The organism is Nostoc sp. DedQUE04 (assembly GCF_034530995.1).
In the GTDB taxonomy this organism is placed as follows: domain Bacteria; phylum Cyanobacteriota; class Cyanobacteriia; order Cyanobacteriales; family Nostocaceae; genus Nostoc.
This window is the reverse complement of the sequence record NZ_JAVRCA010000003.1, coordinates 112,778-129,385: the sequence shown is the minus strand read 5'-3', so window position 1 is coordinate 129,385 and position 16,608 is coordinate 112,778. Positions and strand designations below refer to the sequence as shown.

Below are 16,608 nucleotides of genomic sequence, written 5' to 3'. Positions count from 1 at the left end.
ACTCATAACTCATAACTCATAACTCATAACTCATAACTCATAACTCATAACTCATTACTCATAACTCATTACTCATAACTCATAACTCATAACTCATTACTCCTAAAGCTTTGCATTGCTTCTAATAGGTCTTGATGAACAGATTTTGAGGCAGCTACGATCAATCCGGGCAGACTATAGTTTTTACAAGTATGCAATGGCGGTAAAGTCGAACCGTCCACAGTAGTTACAATCCAGCCAGCCTCTTTTGCAATAAAAGCAAGTGCAGCACTATCAAGAAATTTGCCCGACTTGATGATTGCTCCACTCAAGTCACCACTAAGAATACCATTAAGATTGGGAATTTGAATATCACTAGAGTAATCAGTCGCTATATCGATTACTTGATATCGATTTTTTAGTAAGGGTGCGATCGCATTCATACCCCATCCCAATAAAATAGCAGGTTTGGCGGATCTTATATCTAATGGGGCACAGGCTTCTAAGTTCATGTCTAGCGTGCCTTTAAAAGCACCTTCACCTCGAAGGGCGTAAAAATAAACGTTTTGGGCAGGAGAAATGGCAATTACTGCTTCAAAGTCATCCGCATTTAGAATACTGAGAATAATTTGGTAATTAGAATGTCCATCCATATAAAACTTCGTACCATCAATCGGGTCAAGTGTTACTAAGTAATCACCTTCTGAACCGAGTTCGATAGCGCGAAAATATTTGGTATTATTAGAACTTTCATATTCTTCACCATAAAAGCGAATATCTGGAAAAGTTCCTAGTAATACTACTTCTACTAGATTTTGAATAGCCACATCTGCATCAGTAAGTGCAGCACTAAAAAAGTTATTTGCTTCTTCTTTAGCGGGAAGTGCAGCAATTTTTGGTTGTAGAAAATGGGCATAGGCTGCTGCTACTTTGAGATGGGGGAGTAAAGTCTCTAAAATTAATCTAGTAGTTGGTGTTGTGGACATTGCAGCAAACTCCTTTTAGAAATAATCTATCGTCAACAGGGCGATAGAATTCTATATCTAGACAAAATTACGGTATCATTTGGATGCAATGATACCACCCTTGCTATATTACTTTAATCTGTATGTCTCCAAGAGCCTATAGAGCGATCGCAAGTTTTATTGCAAAATAAAGGGTTTAAAACCGAACGTCAACACTTTAGTACAGTATTTCATTAATTCATCGCGAATTAAATTTGACCATACCTTGCATTGTTAATACATCGGCTTGTATTGTTAAGGGAACTCCAAGAAAAAATTATCCAATATTGTGGGGTGGGCATCTTGCCCGCCATCTAAACGCGTAGCAAGATCCCTGTAAGGGTACAATTTTGAATTGTTATTGATGGTTTTAGGAAACTTTTTCGAGCTTCTTCTGAGTAATTTTGGATAGATTGTGGCCTTTGAGTAATGAAGGTGCGCCAACAAGAGTACCTAGAATGAGCAGGCTAAGGATAGAAGTGGGTTCAGAAACAGTGACTATAGTTGCAGAAAAACTAATAGGTAACTCACTATCTTCTAATCCTAAATTTTCAAAACCTGGTATGAGTGGCGGCGCAGAAAATACCTCTAAATAACCTGGTGTCGGCAAAAAACTCGCAAAAAATGGACTAGAATAGTTTCCTCCAGAAGTGGAATATCCAAAACCATCACCTGTTAACTGCTGAGTATTAAGACTAATTAAATTATCAACATTAAAAGGTTCGTTTCCTGGGATTGGAGTTCCAGCGGGTTGCAGACTAGTAATTGTTTCACCATTTCGCGTACCAGTAATTCCAGTAATTAAGTAAAAACCCAAATCGTTAGGGGTGTCATTAGTAGTGAAAGTACCATTCGCCTCTATGCCAGTACCAGAATAATTCCAACTCCAACTTAAAGCAGAAGCAGCTGGCATTGTCCCGAAAACTAATCCAGATGTGGTGACGAGGGCTATGGCAGATAAAGCTAGATTTTTCATGGAAGTCGTTACTGCGATCGCGGATCTTGTAGAAGGTTCCCGTGTATTATACGGAAGGAAAGATAGTATTATCAATCTTGCCTATTTACTTAGCAGCGATCTAATAACCACGCCAAAGCGGTATCAACATTATTAACCTGCTCCCCTGGCGGTATCGCTGGACGATTTACCATCACAACCTTTACGCCCAGTTCTCGCGCGGCAATAATCTTGGGCTTTGTGGCATCGCCACCGCTATTTTTGCTGACGATGGTATCAATGTTATTTTCAATCAGAATTTTTCTTTCATTATTGAGGGTAAAAGGCCCGCGATCGCACAATACCATCCCCGGCGGTACTAAAGCATCTTCGCCAGGAGGGTCAATCATCCGCATCAAAAACCAAATTTTCTCCAAATGAGCAAAAGCGGCGAGTTCTTGCCTGCCAACTGTCAAAAACACTCGCTGTGACTGATTTTGCAGGGCTATTGCTGCGGCTGCAACACTATCAACTTCAATCCAGCGATCGCCACTTTCTTTTTCCCAAGGCGGACGGATTAACATCAAACGGGGTACTCCAACTTCCGTTGCCGCATCTGCCGCATTGAAGGAAATCTGACTAGCGAAAGGATGGGTTGCATCAATTAATAAGTCGATTTGCATGACTCGCAGATAGCTAGCCAATCCAGCCACACCACCGAAGCCTCCAACCCGTAAATCGCCCAGCGGTACTGACGGTTCGCGGGTGCGGCCAGCTAGAGAGGTGATTACTTCTAACCCTTGGATAGTCGTAACTTTGGCAGCTAATTCTGCTGCATCGCCCGTCCCACCCAGAATCAAAACGCGCATCATTTAGATAAAGGTGGAATCTTTGCTAAAATGCCCTTTTTCATTGCTTCTGGACGCTCTGACCAAGGCAGCAAACCATCTGCTTTAGCATAGTATTGACTAGCACATTCCAGCACCGCAGAGGCACTCCCATCAACGGCTAAATCACCAAATAAATATGTTAATTTGCCTTTAGCACTAAAGGCGACCACGCAAGAACGATTACAAGCACTCATACATTCAACTTCTTGAATTGGGAATCGATCTCGTAACTCCCAATCTTGTGCCAGCTGCTGAAGTTGGTGTAGAAGTTTTTCACCACCACTTTCACCTAAGCGTTTTCCATTTTGCCAAACACTGGCACAGGTTTTGCAAACAAATAAAGTATGTTCAGCAACATCCAAAGGATTAGTTGGGGAAATATTTACAGTAGTAGTCATCTGTACCTCGCAGATATGTGAAACTAATAAATCGATTTCGGCGGGCATCCTGACTCACTCAACTTGAGATTTTCTTTAATCTCAAATTGGTTCACAGTTGCGGGACAGTGCCGGATTTGCACCGAACTTTCCCCGTTACCTCTGGTAGCTGACTCCCACCAGAACCGAACAACCTTATCGATCGTACACTAAAGTTATCGGAGAATACGAAACAATAAGCTTTGCGCCAACTATCAAACTGGACGACAGCCAGATAAAATACTGTGCATATTTACTACTTGTCCAATAACTGCGATCGCAGGCGCACTATAATCCAGTTTGCTCTACCTCAACTGTATTGAAATTGACCGATAGCCTTTAATAATTTCAGGAACCTATGTCGGAATTTATATTAAATTCAGCAGAAATTGCAAAGAAGGCAATGGATAGTGTTGATCCATCACTTAGCGATAAATTTACAATGGTCATACGATTTCTTTCGGATAACCCTGCTGCGGCTTCACCGCGAAAAGGTAAAAATCAGCCTATCGTCGGGACAGAAGAATATATTATTGCCAGTGCTACAAATTTCAAAACAGGTCGTGACCCAAGAACACCCTTGCCATCTAGTACAATACCAGATGAAATGGTAAGTATCATCCTGAATAAGTATTTTGAAGTTCCGTATGAGGAATTGGGAAAAGCTGAAGAATTGCACCGCCTATCAATGGGGGCAGAGAACATTGTAGGGGATTTGCTAGAAAGGTACGTTGCGACAGTTATTGAACCGCATGGATGGATATGGTGTTCTGGTTCTATAGTTAAAGCAGTTGATTTTATATATTTTGATAACAAAAATGTCTGGCAATCGCTACAAGTAAAAAATAGAGATAATACTGAAAACTCTTCTTCTGCCGCTATCCGTAAGGGAACCCCAATTAAAAAATGGTTCCGAACTTTTTCTAAAAAAAAGGGGGACAACTGGGCTAAATTCCCCTCATTGGAAGGAAAAGAAGAGCTTTCAGAAGAAGGCTTCAGATCGTATGTTGAAAAATACCTTGCTGCTTTAAGAGAGATAAAGTCCTAACTCTTATACAGTATATGCTGTTGCTGTAAAAAGCGAACTTTGGATCGGTTTTATCTCTTCTAACGACTCACTAATTTTAGCTTCCCATAAAACATCATCGTTACCTTTATAACGTGAAAATGGGAAGTTCAAAGGGGGATGTTTTATCTTGCCACTCATGTGTGCCAGGATCGCTTTGCCTATTGCTTCTCCAAACCCGACAGGTACGGCATTGCCTATCTGCCGATATTGCTCAATGAGGGAACCACATACAACCCAACTATCTGGAAATTGCTGAATACGTTTATATTCCTGAATACTTAACGGGCGCAGATGTTCTGGGTGACAGATATCCGTTGCTGGCATGGCTGGAGATGTCACTAAAGTACAGCTTGGTCTATCCCATGACAAGCGTCTAAAGAAACCAGTTTTCCCTCCACCCGAGTAATAGGATTTTCCTAATGCTTCTTTCTGCAATTCTTCAGGTAGATGTTTCCAGTATTGACCCTCTTTTAATATTCTGTAATACTTTAGCCTCCCTTCTGGGAACTCGATATACTCTGCCTCACTTTGGCTTAAATCTGCAATAGATTCACGTAGGGTTATCCACCGATCAAGACCAAAATCACCACTTTCTGAATGTGTAGGGTATAAATAAGGAACCTTTTTCTTTCCACGATGGCAGATCATGACCACTCTTTCCCTAATTTGGGGGACACCATAATTTGCCGTGTTGTATAAGTTAAAGCTGATACTGTAACCACCTTTACGAAGTTCATTCACAATATATTTCAAAGCACCACCTGGCATTTCTTCTCTGGATAAGGGAACACAGCCGCTTCCTCTTTCTGAGTGAGGGCGGTGCAGTAATGGTGCTGAAAGAAAACCTCTTACATTCTCGATGACGGCGTATTTTGGGCTTATTTCTAAGATAAGTTCAATGTATTTTAAGAATATATTGCCCCTCTCATCTTTGAAACCACGCCTTGCCCCTGCTGTGGAAAAAGCTTGGCAGGGTGGCCCGCCTAACATAATATCTACATCTTCTTTGGCTAGTTTGGCACGATCCAGGATATCCTGAGCAGTGTAAGACGCTATATTCCCCAAAAGTGCAATATCTGGCTTGTTTGCAACTATGGTCTGTCGGCAGTGCTTATCCACCTCACACGCAAGGGAAATTTCGATACCTGCTTTCTCAAAACCAAGATCCAGTCCCATAGCGCCTGAGAAAAAAGAAATGGCTTTAACTGCTTGGTGATGGTTTTCCTTGCTCGTCCTATCTACAGGATAATTTCCCTTGATCCGGTTAATGTAATCTTCAACTGCCTCCGGCTCCATAACCCACACTTTCCCTACCTGCTGTCCCTTGATATCCCCACTACGCAATAGAGTACGAACCCTTTGCTCAGAAATACCTATTTTTGAAGCTGCTTCCTTTGTGGACAAATAGGGAGAGTTTTTCATTTCGCACTCGAAACTTTTTTTATACCACTATGATCATTATCAAGCGGTTATGTCAACCGCTATTAAGTATAGAGATAAGTATTCGCACCGACCGTTTGCGAGAATGATTTTATGTGCAGGTCAAATGTTGGACAACCTTCAAACCAACCATCAAACTGGACGACAATTAGACAAAATACTGTGCATATTTACTACTTGTCCAATGACTGCGATCGCAGGCGCACCAAATCCAGTTTCCTCTACCTGTGTGACTATTGTTTCTAATGTCCCAATTAATTCTTCTTGTTCTGGGCGCGTACCCCAGCGCACCAAAGCAATCGGCGTTTCTAAATTCAACCCAGCTGTAATTAATTCTTCCACAATATAAGGCAGATTGTGAATTCCCATATAAATTACAATGGTTTCAGAACCGTGAGCGATCGCACTCCAATTTACTTGCGGTCTATACTTACCGGCGGCTTCATGACCAGTTACAAATGTCACCGATGAACTATATAGCCGATGCGTCAAAGGAATACCTGCATAAGCTGCTGCTGCAATTCCCGAAGTGATACCTGGCACAACTTCCGTTGATATTCCAGCTTTGACTAATTCTTCCATCTCTTCGCCACCGCGACCAAAGATAAAGGGATCGCCACCCTTGAGCCGCACTACAATTGCACTATCTTGCGCTTTATCAATCAGCAATTGAGTTGTTTCTGACTGCAACAACGAATGTCTCCCAGCACGTTTACCAGCATTAATTTGCTCGGCTTGGGGATTAATCATTGCCAAAATTGCCGGACTCACCAAGGCATCGTAGATGACTACATCTGCACATTCCAACAAACCTTTCGCCTTCAAGGTAATTAGTCCTGGATCTCCTGGCCCTGCACCGACTAAATAAACCTTTCCTAAATACTTGTTTCTTTGTGTCATTGTGCGGTTCATCTATCTATTAAATCCCAAATTAGCTCGGCTAATTCTGCACTTGCTCCCAGTGGCTCTGCCAATTGGAAATTCACCGCAGAAAATTGTAATTTTAGTTCCTCTATTGAGGTGGCGATCGCATCGGTTATTCCACCAGGGAATAAAAAGTATGGCAGAATTGCAATTTCCCGATAACCAGCATCCACCAATTCTTTCACCCGTGATTCTAAACTAGGAGGCCCAGCCCAATAAGCAGCCACGGCTGGCAAACTCGCCGCTATTGCTTCCACAGTTTCTTTAGAACCTGGGCGACGGCTACCATGAGCTAAGAGAATCCATGCTTCTGCTTTCATAGCAGCTATTTGTTTTGCCAGCAATTTCTCTAAATTAGGGTGAGAGCCTAAATATGGTTGCAATTCAATGATGATATCTTGACCAGCAGCCTGTTGGGCGAGTGCTACTTCGGCAGGAATATCTGTCATCACATGGACTCCCGGCAGTAGAAATAGCGGTACAATTTTGAGACGATTTTCATTTGGAGACAGTGGGCAATCGCCAAAAGCGCTTTTAGCAAATTGTTGAATCTGCTCGTGCAAAGGCTGAGGATTCATTTCTAAAGCAGCGATGCCAACTAAATGTTCGCTATTTACTGAGTTATGGTTTTTTGACAATTTGTGACACACCAGCCTAGCTAGTTGTTGCATAGCAATTTCTGGGCGCGGGTCGCGGCTTCCGTGAGATAGTAGTAGATAGGCAGATGACATCGGTAATTGAATTCTTAGTTACTATTTTTATTTAAGATTAAGCCGGGGATAATAAGTACTCTGGTAATTATTGAAACTATTATTAATTACTAAATAGAAGTATTCTTAATCACTTTTATATTCTCCCTTACTCCTTATCTTATTGTTCTTCGGCAGTGTAAGTATAAAATTGATCGAAAGCTCCTACCGTTTCAAATTTGTACGAAGGTATCCAAGAGTTTATTTTTAAATCTGTACGGTAAATGCTAAAAATCACGAAATCTTGCCTTTCTGTGGTCTTGGCAATAATTTCTTGGATTTGTGGGTTAGCCGAGTCAACTAACTTATCACAATTAAAACGAATTAAATTTTCCAGAATATTCGTAGTTTTATTACATACATCGGTTTTTAAGTATTTTGTCAGCCGTTGAACTGCATATTCTTCATATTCAACTTGACTGGGATTGGTTTTCGCCATTGTCACACCCAAGGCGGCAAGTCCTACTGCTGCTCCAGTATACGCGATGATGGTCAATGGTTTCATATTTGCCAAGTAAAATTCATTGTAATTGTTAGATTCTGGAGACTCTAAATCAACTAAGTCCGTTCCTTGAAGAAAAACTCTTGATCGCTTGCCAAATTGTTGCTATAATTCAAATTGTTGAATGGCGAGCGTAGCCAAGTGGTTAAGGCAGTGGTTTGTGGTACCACCATTCGTGGGTTCGAGTCCCATCGTTCGCCCTACATAATTTCATATTTATAGCTATACTCCTATTAAAGGTGTGTTGTATGGTGCGAACAATCATAAGCATCACTTTACCAACAATCTGTCATCTCATAAGTTTATAGACTTGCAAGGATTGCAAGTCTATCATGATTCATTAGATTATCTTATTAAAGAAGTTTATGTATATAAGCAAAATTACTTGCTAAATTAAAATTAGGTATGCAATGCCTTATATCCTTTTGGGCTGATGCGATCGAGGCAAGTAATATCACTTTTAATTATTTTATTCTTTTACTATATAGTGAGTGCCTCGATTTCATTGTAATTCTGCTTCTGCAAACCTCTGTTCTCTTAAACCCAAGCTCTGGACTGTTGAAGCTATAAATTTAGGCTTTGCAGCACCCTTTAATTGGACTGCTGTTTGTTTTAATAGCTTTTTAAGCCAAGAAGTTAATACCGCTCAAAAGAAGGGATGCTGAATTTTCAAACCTTGTTTGAATCAATACCAGGATTGTATATTGTCTACTCACTCGACTTAGTGATTGTCGCCGGAAGTGATGCTTACTTTCGGGCGACCAAGACCAAACGAGAAGAGGTCGTTGGTCGCCATTTATTCGAGGTTTTTCCCGATAATCCTGACGATCCAAATGCTACTGGAGTTCGGAATTTACGTGCCTCTTTAGAAAACGTACTCAAGTATCGCCAGCCTCAGACAATGGCAGTGCAGAAGTATGACATTCGCCGCCCGGAATCAGAAGGCGGTGGCTTTGAGGAGCGGTACTGGACACCAACCAACTCGCCAGTCTTTGATGAAAACGGTGAAATGACGCACATTATTCATCGAGCCGAAGATGTCACCGAATTTATGCGGGTGCAGCAGCAGCGAAACGAACAGCGTCAGTTGAATAAATCACTCCAGACTCGCACCGACCAAATGGAGATGGAAATTTATACTAGAGTGCAGGAGTTACGAGAGGTCAACGAACAACTGCAAGCGGCGAATGAGGCATTGTCAGAACTCGATCGCGCCAAAACCGTTTTTTTCAGCAATATCTCCCACGAGTTTCGCACGCCTTTAACACTGATGTTGAGTCCCCTCGAAGACTTGTTACTCGACACTCAAACCCCATTAGTGCCCCAACAGCGCGATCGCCTTGAACTCGTGCAGCGAAGCGGACTCCGGTTGCTGAAATTAGTCAACACGCTGCTTGATTTTTCGCGGCTGGAAGCGGGGCGAATGCAAGCATCATATCAACCGATTGACTTAGCCGCATTCACAACAGAGCTAGCTAGTATGTTTTGCTCGCTCATGAAACAGGCTGGTCTGGAGTTCGCGATCGACTGTCCGACCTTGCCAGAGGCAATCTATATCGATCGCCAAATGTGGGAGAAAATTGTATTTAATTTATTATCGAATGCCTTTAAGTTTACGTTGACGGGAACCATTACCGTTCGATTGCAGCGCGATCGCAATACTGTTAATTTAATCGTTGAAGATACTGGAAGTGGCATTCCAGAAGCTGAAATTTCGCGCCTGTTTGAACGGTTTTATCAAGTCAAAGGGTTACAGGGACGAAGTTTTGAAGGCTCTGGAATTGGCTTATCGCTCGTGCAAGAACTGGTGAAGTTGCATGGCGGTTCTATCAGCGTTACCAGCGTTGTAGGACAGGGTAGCCGATTTACAGTTTCGATTCCAACTGGGTGCGCGCATTTACCACAAGAACGGTTAAATGCTCCTGGGACTGTGGCATCAAACACACTCAGCGCCACGCCATACCTTGAAGAAGCTTCGCGCTGGCTTTTGGAAGCAGCAGGGGGGCAGAGGAGCAGGGGGGCAGGGGGGCAGGGGGGCAGAGGAGATACAGAGAAAGAAGGTAGTTTTAATAGAGTGTTTTTCCCCTCTACTGCTTCTGCCCGTATCCTCTTAGCAGATGACAACGCCGATATGCGCGATTATATGCGGCGATTGTTGAGTCAATGGTATGAGGTTGAGACAGTCGCTAATGGAATGGCGGCTTTGGCTGCAATCCAGGCACAGCACCCGGATTTGATTCTCAGTGATGTAATGATGCCGGGGCTGGATGGGTATGAGTTGCTACATCAACTGCGGGCTGACCCCCAAACCAGAGAATTGCCCGTGATTTTGCTGTCAGCGCGGGCGGGTGAAGAGGCTCGTGTAGAAGGGCTGGCAGCGGGAGCCGATGATTATTTAATCAAACCGTTTTCGGCTCGCGAACTACTGGCTCGTGTTGAGTCAACTTTAAAACTGATAGATATCCGCAAACAAGCAGCTCAGACGCTGCAAGCCAGCGAACAGCAGCTTAAACTTGCTCTGGAGACGAGCAAACTCGGCTCTTGGCAACTTGATATTAAGACCAATGTTCTGTCTACTTCTGACCAGTGCAAAGTCAACTATGGTCTGCCGATTAATGCTGATTTCTCGCACAAAGTTCTAATGGAGCGGATTCATCCAGAAGATCGGACTTGGGTGCAGGCGGCAATTCTAGATTCGATTACCAACAGCAGCAATTATGAGGTGGAGTATCGCACTGTTTGGGATGATGGCAGCACGCACTGGGTGCTGGTTCGGGGGCATATAATTGACGACGAGGCGGGAAATCCGGAACACATGATCGGGATTTCCATCGATATTAGCGATCGCAAACAAGCCGAAGCTGACTTACGGGAAACCCACGTGCAATTGGAGTCCGCTTTAGCAGCAGGAGCCATTTACACATGGCGGTGGAAGATTTCTGAGAATCTAGTAATCGTGAATGCAGCCTTTGCTCGCTTGTTTGGCGTTGACCCTGTGGAAGCAACAACAGGTTTGCCGATTGAACTGTTTGTCCAAGCAATGCACGAAGAAGACCGCCCACAAACGGTCGCTGCAATTAATCAGGCGATTGTAACCGGGGAAGAATATTTTAGTGAGTATCGCGTTTATACGGCAAGAGGCGAGGAGCGCTGGCTTGCCGCACGCGGCCGAGTTGAATATGCTGCTGATGGCAGACCGATTGCTTTTCCTGGAGCATTAGCAGACATCACCGAACGCAAACAAACCGAAGACGCTTTGCGCCAATCTGAGGAACGCTATCGAACTTTGTTTGAATCCATTGACGAAGGCTTTTGTGTAATTGAAGTGCTATTTGATCCAAACAGTAAGCCCATCGATTATCGCTTTTTGGAAATAAATCCGGCGTTTGAGAAACAAACGGGACTCAACAATGCACAAGGCAAAAGGATGCGCGAGTTAACTCCAAATCATGAAGAGTATTGGTTTGAAATTTACGGTAAAATTGCCCTAACAGGGCAACCCCATCGCTTTGAGAATCGCGCCGAAGCGCTGCACCGTTGGTTTGACGTGTATGCGTTTCCCATTGGCCAGCCACAGAGCCGAAAAGTAGCGATATTGTTTAACGATATTACCGATCGCAAACAAATCGAAGCGACTGTGAAAGCAAGCAACGAACGGCTGAAGCTGCTTTCAGAAGTTGCTAACGATCTGTTGCTCAACGAAGATCCCAAGGTATTTTTAGCCAGTTTGTTTGAAAAGGTTTCGACTTATTTGGGACTGGAAGTTTATTTTAATTACTTGTTTCAAGAAGACCAGCAACGCCTTGAACTTAATACCTATGGGGGTATCTCAAAAGACATTGCTTTATCCGCTAAATTTTTGGAGTTAGGGCAGGGTGTATGTGGTTATGCGGTGCAACATCGCCAGCCAGCTATCGTTGAAAATGCCCTCTCAACCACCGATCGACTTCCTATTCCAGTTCAGTCAAACGGCATCAGAGCTTATGCTAGTCATCCGTTAATCGTGGGCAATCGCGTCTTAGGCACCCTGGGACTGGGAACTCGTCAACGCGATCGCTTTACGCCAGACGAACTCGACCTCATGCAAACAGTAGCCAATCAACTAGCTGTTGCCTTAGAGCGATCGCGTCTAATTGCAGAGCTACAGGCACGAGCCGAAGCGTTAGATCGAAGTAATCGCATTAAAGATGAGTTCTTGGCAGTTCTTTCCCATGAACTGAGAACGCCGATGAATCCAATTCTGGGATGGTCAAAACTGTTGCAGCAAGGAAAGCTAGATGCCCAAAAAACGAATGCTGCGATCGCCACGATTGAGCGCAACGCCCAGCTTCAAGTGCAACTCATTGATGACTTGCTGGACATTTCCCGGATTTTGCGCGGCAAAATGAGCTTATCAACCTCACCCATTGACCTCAATACAGTGATTTGGGCCGCGCTGGAAACAGTTCGGTTAGCCGCTGAAGCCAAGTCAATCCAAATTCAGACTATCGTCTCGCCCGTTCTGGGCGTGGTAGTCGGGGATGCAGGGCGATTGCAACAAGTCGTATGGAATCTGCTGTCGAATGCCGTTAAGTTTACACATAATGGGGGACAAGTCACGATTGCCCTATCTCAAGCTGAAAATCGCGCCCAAATTCAAATCACCGATACTGGAAAAGGAATTAGTGGCGACTTTTTGCCCTACGTGTTTGAGCATTTCCGGCAAGAAGATAGTGCAACCACCCGCAAATTCGGCGGACTAGGGTTGGGATTGGCTATTGTGCGCCAAATTGTGGAAATGCATGGTGGAACCGTAACAGCAGAAAGTCCAGGTGTTGGGCTAGGAGCGACATTTACGGTTAAAATTCCACTTGCACCTCAGTTAACTCAAGCACCAACCTTAGAGCGATCGCCCGTTCAGGAGGGTGATTTGAACGGCATTCAGATTTTAGTCGTCGATGATGAAACGGACTCGCGAGACTTCATCGCTTTTGTTTTAGAACAAGATGGGGCGATCGTCACTGCTGCTGCATCTGGGACTGAGGCGCTGCAAGCGATCGCTCAATCCATTCCCAACATCATCATCAGTGACATTGGGATGCCAGAGATGGATGGCTATATGCTGATCCGACAAATTCGTACCCTTGGGCTTGAGCAAGGGGGACAAATTCCCGCTATTGCTTTAACAGCTTATGCCGGAGAACTCGATCGGCAGCAAGCGATCGCCGCCGGATTTCAACGTCATATCCCCAAACCCATCGATCCAGAAGCTTTGGTGGCGATCGTCGTCGAAATGCGGACTTACAATAGAATTCAGAGTTCAGAATTCAAAATTTAAAATAGTTAAAAAATCAGAAGAACATTTGATGAATAAATATACTAATTATTCTAAATTATTCTAGATTTTTTTGACAAAGAGATAATAGCGGCACAATTACTTATGCTCAAAATTAGCACAATATCGCTAATACTGAAAGTTGCAGAATAAATTATTTATACGCACTATAAAAATGAATATTAGCACTCTGAAATAATTAAAAAATATTGATTTAAAATAGGACTTACGCACTATACAAATCAACCAAAACGTGTACTACGGTATTTAGTCTTTTCAGAGGCTTCAGATAACCCTGATTTATTCCGACATTTGCGATCGCTGGATGCCAAAACATGGCTAAAATACCCAAATTGTGTTTAGTACTTATGTACGATGCGTAAGTCCTATAAAAGTCTTATAGAGCTTGATAACTAGGTCGGCGTAAATAATTATCGTTGGGATAAAGCAGAGGGCAGGGAGCAAGGAGCAAGAAGAAAAAGGGTTTGAGCCTTATTTATTTTTCTTCACACAGTTTGGTTTTATTGTGCCAACTTACTTAGTTAAATCTTTTCCTTCTAGATGTGCTGATAATCAAAATATACGCAAATAAATGATATAGTAAAGATTACATTAAGCAATTGAGGGTGCGATAATTTGTGCCCCAAATATTATTATGCAGTTATTTAGTAACCTCTATCAAAAGAAATAAAAATTGTATTCCTTTAGTGAGATCCAAAAATACTGAGTCATAGATACTTTAGGTAAAGAAGAACACGCTTTAAGTGTCTGCTAAAAAGTTGATACTTGTATGTACACAGGTAAATATAATTTATCTGTGTTGTTTAGTGTTTATATATGTCTAACAAAAGGTGGAGGCTTATTTGTCTTGCCTAGAAAGTTAACAATGCAAACATCGTCATTTAGTGGAGTTGCTATGTCTGAATTGCTTCAAGCAGTCTTAGATAGTGAAGAAAAAAGTGATTTACGTTCTTTTCTTAGTGAATTACGCCAAAAAGAAAAGAAGTACTTGCTACGGAACGACATACTGAATGTATATAGTGAGTATTGCTCCAAGTCTCAGAAACCTGAGACTTTTTACACTTCTTCTGAGTTGGGAAAACTCATTTACTATACTCAGGAAATAATTCAAGAGGACTCAAACTTCTGTTTCATCATCCGTTCTAAGATTGCCAGCCAAGAAGTTTACTGGCTGACATCAGACTTAAGCATTCAGCCGATGACGGTGCAGGATTTGTTGGATCTGCGCGATCGCTTGGTAAACAAATATCATCCCAACGAAGGCGACCTGCTAGAATTGGACTTCGGCCCGTTTTATGACTACACCCCAGTCATCCGCGACCCCAAAAATATTGGTAAAGGGGTACAATTTCTCAACCGCTATCTATCCAGCAAAATATTTCAAGACTCCAAACAATTGCTCGACAGCTTATTGAATTTCTTGCGCCTGCACCACTACAACGGTGTGCAACTGCTACTCAACGATCGCATTCAATCACAGCAGCAACTTTCCGAGCAAGTTAAGAAAGCGATCGGTTTTGTTGATAACCGCCCCGAAGATGAACCCTACGAACAATTCCGCTTCCAATTGCAGTCAATGGGTTTTGAGCCAGGTTGGGGTAACACCGCAGCGCGAGTGCGGGAAACTTTAAGTATTCTCGATGAATTGATTGATTCTGCCGATCCTCAGACTTTAGAAGCATTCATTTCTCGTGTCCCGATGATTTTTAGAATCGTCTTGGTATCAGCTCACGGTTGGTTTGGGCAAGAGGGAGTTTTAGGGCGTCCCGATACCGGCGGTCAGGTAGTTTACGTCCTTGACCAGGCAAAAAGCCTAGAGAAGCAGTTACAAGAAGATGTCCTGCTTGCGGGTTTAGAGAAATTGAATGTCGAGCCAAAGGTAATTATTCTCACCCGCTTGATTCCCAATAGTGATGGCACCCTTTGTAATCAACGGCTAGAAAAAGTTCACGGTAGCGAAAATGCCTGGATTTTGCGAGTGCCTTTACGGGAATTTAATCCTAACATGACTCAAAATTGGATTTCCCGGTTTGAGTTTTGGCCTTATCTAGAAACTTTCGCCATTGATTCCGAAAGAGAACTACGGGCAGAATTTCACGGCACACCTGACTTAATAGTTGGAAACTATACTGATGGAAATTTAGTAGCATTCTTGCTGGCGCGACGGCTGAAAGTTACTCAATGCAATGTTGCCCACGCTTTAGAAAAATCTAAATACTTGTTCAGTAACCTCTACTGGCAAGAATTAGAAGATAAATATCATTTTTCTTTGCAATTTACAGCTGACTTGATTGCCATGAATGCTGCCAATTTTGTGATTAGCAGCACCTACCAGGAAATTGTCGGAACACCGGATAGTGTGGGACAATACGAGTCTTACAAATGCTTCACTATGCCGGAGTTGTATCATGTTACCAATGGCATTGAATTATTTAGTCCCAAATTTAATGTTGTACCACCTGGAGTAAATGAAAATAATTACTTCCCTTACACGCGGATTAAAGACCGAGTAGAGAGCGATCGCCAACGCCTTGCAGAAATGCTCTTTACTCTGGAAGATTCCACGCAAATCTTTGGTAAACTAGACGATCCTAACAAGCGCCCTCTCTTCTCAATGGCGCGTCTTGACCACATCAAAAACCTCACAGGTTTGGCTGAATGTTATGGTCAAAGTCAAGAATTACAAGAGCATTGCAACTTAATTTTAGTAGCGGGTAAGTTACGCGTCGAAGAATCAGATGACAACGAAGAACGCAGCGAAATTATCAAACTCTACCAAATAATTGACCAGTATAATCTGCACGGTAAAATTCGTTGGTTGGGTGTACGCCTCTCCAAAACTGATTCCGGTGAAATTTACCGAGTCATTGCCGATCGTCAGGGAATTTTTGTTCAACCGGCTTTATTTGAAGCTTTTGGTTTAACAATTTTAGAGGCGATGGTTTCAGGATTGCCAACTCTTGCCACACAGTTTGGCGGGCCATTAGAGATTATTCAAGATAAGGTGAATGGCTTTTTGATTAACCCAACGAATTTAGAAGAGACAGCCACCAAAATTGTGGACTTCATCACTAAATGCGAACAAAATCCTAACTATTGGAGTGAAATTTCTCAGCGAGGAATTGACCGAGTTTACAGCACCTATACTTGGAAAATTCACACTAGCAAGCTGTTATCATTAGCACGGATTTATGGCTTCTGGAACTTTACCTCTATGGAAAATCGGGAAGATTTATTGCGCTATATTGAGGCTTTGTTCTATTTAATTTACAAGCCAAGAGCGCAACAGCTATTAGAACAGCATCAGTACCGATAATAAGTGAGGAGTGAAGAGTGAAGAGTGAGTAATTATGAAAATCTAAAATT

Annotated in this window: 11 protein-coding genes, 1 tRNA gene, 1 pseudogene and 1 riboswitch; of the genes and pseudogenes, 4 read left to right on the top strand and 9 right to left on the bottom strand. The window is 42.8% G+C overall.

The genetic code is table 11. From position 1 onward, the window contains the following. Positions 1-86 precede the first annotated feature (86 nt). From RM049_RS03165 to RM049_RS39200, 5 genes and pseudogenes are all read right to left on the bottom strand, one after another. Positions 87-965 carry an inositol monophosphatase family protein gene (locus RM049_RS03165; RefSeq protein WP_322703129.1) on the bottom strand — a complete coding sequence of 293 codons (879 nt, stop codon included), beginning with the start codon at positions 963-965 and terminating at the stop codon, positions 87-89. 388 nt (positions 966-1,353) lie between these two features. Further along, positions 1,354-1,959 (bottom strand): PEP-CTERM sorting domain-containing protein, encoded by a 606-nt coding sequence (locus RM049_RS03160; protein WP_322703128.1) that lies wholly within the window; start codon positions 1,957-1,959, stop codon positions 1,354-1,356. Positions 1,960-2,048: 89 nt separating this feature from the next. Next, the gene (locus tag RM049_RS03155; RefSeq protein WP_322703200.1) at positions 2,049-2,786 is read right to left on the bottom strand and encodes a cobalt-precorrin-6A reductase; all 738 of its coding nucleotides are present in this window, start codon (positions 2,784-2,786) and stop codon (positions 2,049-2,051) included. Continuing rightward, positions 2,786-3,205 carry a DUF1636 family protein gene (locus RM049_RS03150; RefSeq protein WP_322703199.1) on the bottom strand — a complete coding sequence of 140 codons (420 nt, stop codon included), beginning with the start codon at positions 3,203-3,205 and terminating at the stop codon, positions 2,786-2,788. Before RM049_RS03150 ends, RM049_RS03155 begins: the two co-directional genes overlap by 1 nt. A 21-nt stretch (positions 3,206-3,226) precedes the next feature. Next, positions 3,227-3,389, bottom strand: a riboswitch (cobalamin riboswitch). Positions 3,390-3,438: 49 nt separating this feature from the next. Further along, positions 3,439-3,535 (bottom strand): annotated as a pseudogene (locus RM049_RS39200) (uroporphyrin-III C-methyltransferase); the annotation flags it as partial. Positions 3,536-3,581: 46 nt separating this feature from the next. Here RM049_RS39200 and RM049_RS03145 point away from each other — a divergent pair. Further along, the gene (locus tag RM049_RS03145; RefSeq protein ID WP_322703127.1) at positions 3,582-4,271 is read left to right on the top strand and encodes a SinI family restriction endonuclease; all 690 of its coding nucleotides are present in this window, start codon (positions 3,582-3,584) and stop codon (positions 4,269-4,271) included. Positions 4,272-4,274: 3 nt separating this feature from the next. On the opposite strand, the gene RM049_RS03140 is transcribed toward RM049_RS03145, so the two are convergent. The 4 genes from RM049_RS03140 to RM049_RS03125 all read right to left on the bottom strand — a co-directional run bounded on the left by RM049_RS03140 (position 4,275) and on the right by RM049_RS03125 (position 7,910). Then, positions 4,275-5,714 carry a DNA cytosine methyltransferase gene (locus RM049_RS03140; RefSeq protein WP_322703126.1) on the bottom strand — a complete coding sequence of 480 codons (1,440 nt, stop codon included), beginning with the start codon at positions 5,712-5,714 and terminating at the stop codon, positions 4,275-4,277. Positions 5,715-5,864: 150 nt separating this feature from the next. Further along, on the bottom strand, positions 5,865-6,644 hold the full coding sequence (cobA, locus tag RM049_RS03135; RefSeq protein WP_322703125.1) for a uroporphyrinogen-III C-methyltransferase: 780 nt from the start codon (positions 6,642-6,644) through the stop codon (positions 5,865-5,867). Then, entirely contained in the window at positions 6,641-7,387 is a 747-nt protein-coding gene (locus RM049_RS03130) for a sirohydrochlorin chelatase (protein WP_322703124.1), read from the bottom strand. Before RM049_RS03130 ends, cobA begins: the two co-directional genes overlap by 4 nt. A gap of 139 nt (positions 7,388-7,526) precedes the next feature. Beyond that, positions 7,527-7,910: a DUF4359 domain-containing protein gene (locus tag RM049_RS03125; protein ID WP_322674766.1), complete on the bottom strand. Its 384-nt coding sequence runs from the start codon at positions 7,908-7,910 to the stop codon at positions 7,527-7,529. 124 nt (positions 7,911-8,034) lie between these two features. On the opposite strand from RM049_RS03125, the gene RM049_RS03120 reads away from it, so the two are divergent. The 3 genes from RM049_RS03120 to RM049_RS03110 all read left to right on the top strand — a co-directional run bounded on the left by RM049_RS03120 (position 8,035) and on the right by RM049_RS03110 (position 16,558). Then, positions 8,035-8,107 (top strand) — tRNA-His (locus RM049_RS03120). A gap of 458 nt (positions 8,108-8,565) precedes the next feature. Continuing rightward, positions 8,566-13,224 (top strand): ATP-binding protein, encoded by a 4,659-nt coding sequence (locus RM049_RS03115; RefSeq protein WP_322703123.1) that lies wholly within the window; start codon positions 8,566-8,568, stop codon positions 13,222-13,224. Positions 13,225-14,137: 913 nt separating this feature from the next. Continuing rightward, the gene (locus RM049_RS03110) at positions 14,138-16,558 is read left to right on the top strand and encodes a sucrose synthase (protein WP_322703122.1); all 2,421 of its coding nucleotides are present in this window, start codon (positions 14,138-14,140) and stop codon (positions 16,556-16,558) included. Positions 16,559-16,608: the final 50 nt, after the last annotated feature.

What these genes read in the sequence shown, in the direction of transcription:
- cobA (WP_322703125.1), bottom strand. Translation starts at nt 6,644, where the DNA reads ATGAACCGCACAATGACACAAAGAAACAAGTATTTAGGAAAGGTTTAT.
- RM049_RS03165 (WP_322703129.1), bottom strand. Translation starts at nt 965, where the DNA reads ATGTCCACAACACCAACTACTAGATTAATTTTAGAGACTTTACTCCCC.
- RM049_RS03140 (WP_322703126.1), bottom strand. Translation starts at nt 5,714, where the DNA reads ATGAAAAACTCTCCCTATTTGTCCACAAAGGAAGCAGCTTCAAAAATA.
- RM049_RS03130 (WP_322703124.1), bottom strand. Translation starts at nt 7,387, where the DNA reads ATGTCATCTGCCTATCTACTACTATCTCACGGAAGCCGCGACCCGCGC.
- RM049_RS03125 (WP_322674766.1), bottom strand. Translation starts at nt 7,910, where the DNA reads ATGAAACCATTGACCATCATCGCGTATACTGGAGCAGCAGTAGGACTT.
- RM049_RS03110 (WP_322703122.1), top strand. Translation starts at nt 14,138, where the DNA reads ATGTCTGAATTGCTTCAAGCAGTCTTAGATAGTGAAGAAAAAAGTGAT.
- RM049_RS03160 (WP_322703128.1), bottom strand. Translation starts at nt 1,959, where the DNA reads ATGAAAAATCTAGCTTTATCTGCCATAGCCCTCGTCACCACATCTGGA.
- RM049_RS03115 (WP_322703123.1), top strand. Translation starts at nt 8,566, where the DNA reads ATGCTGAATTTTCAAACCTTGTTTGAATCAATACCAGGATTGTATATT.
- RM049_RS03155 (WP_322703200.1), bottom strand. Translation starts at nt 2,786, where the DNA reads ATGCGCGTTTTGATTCTGGGTGGGACGGGCGATGCAGCAGAATTAGCT.
- RM049_RS03145 (WP_322703127.1), top strand. Translation starts at nt 3,582, where the DNA reads ATGTCGGAATTTATATTAAATTCAGCAGAAATTGCAAAGAAGGCAATG.
- RM049_RS03150 (WP_322703199.1), bottom strand. Translation starts at nt 3,205, where the DNA reads ATGACTACTACTGTAAATATTTCCCCAACTAATCCTTTGGATGTTGCT.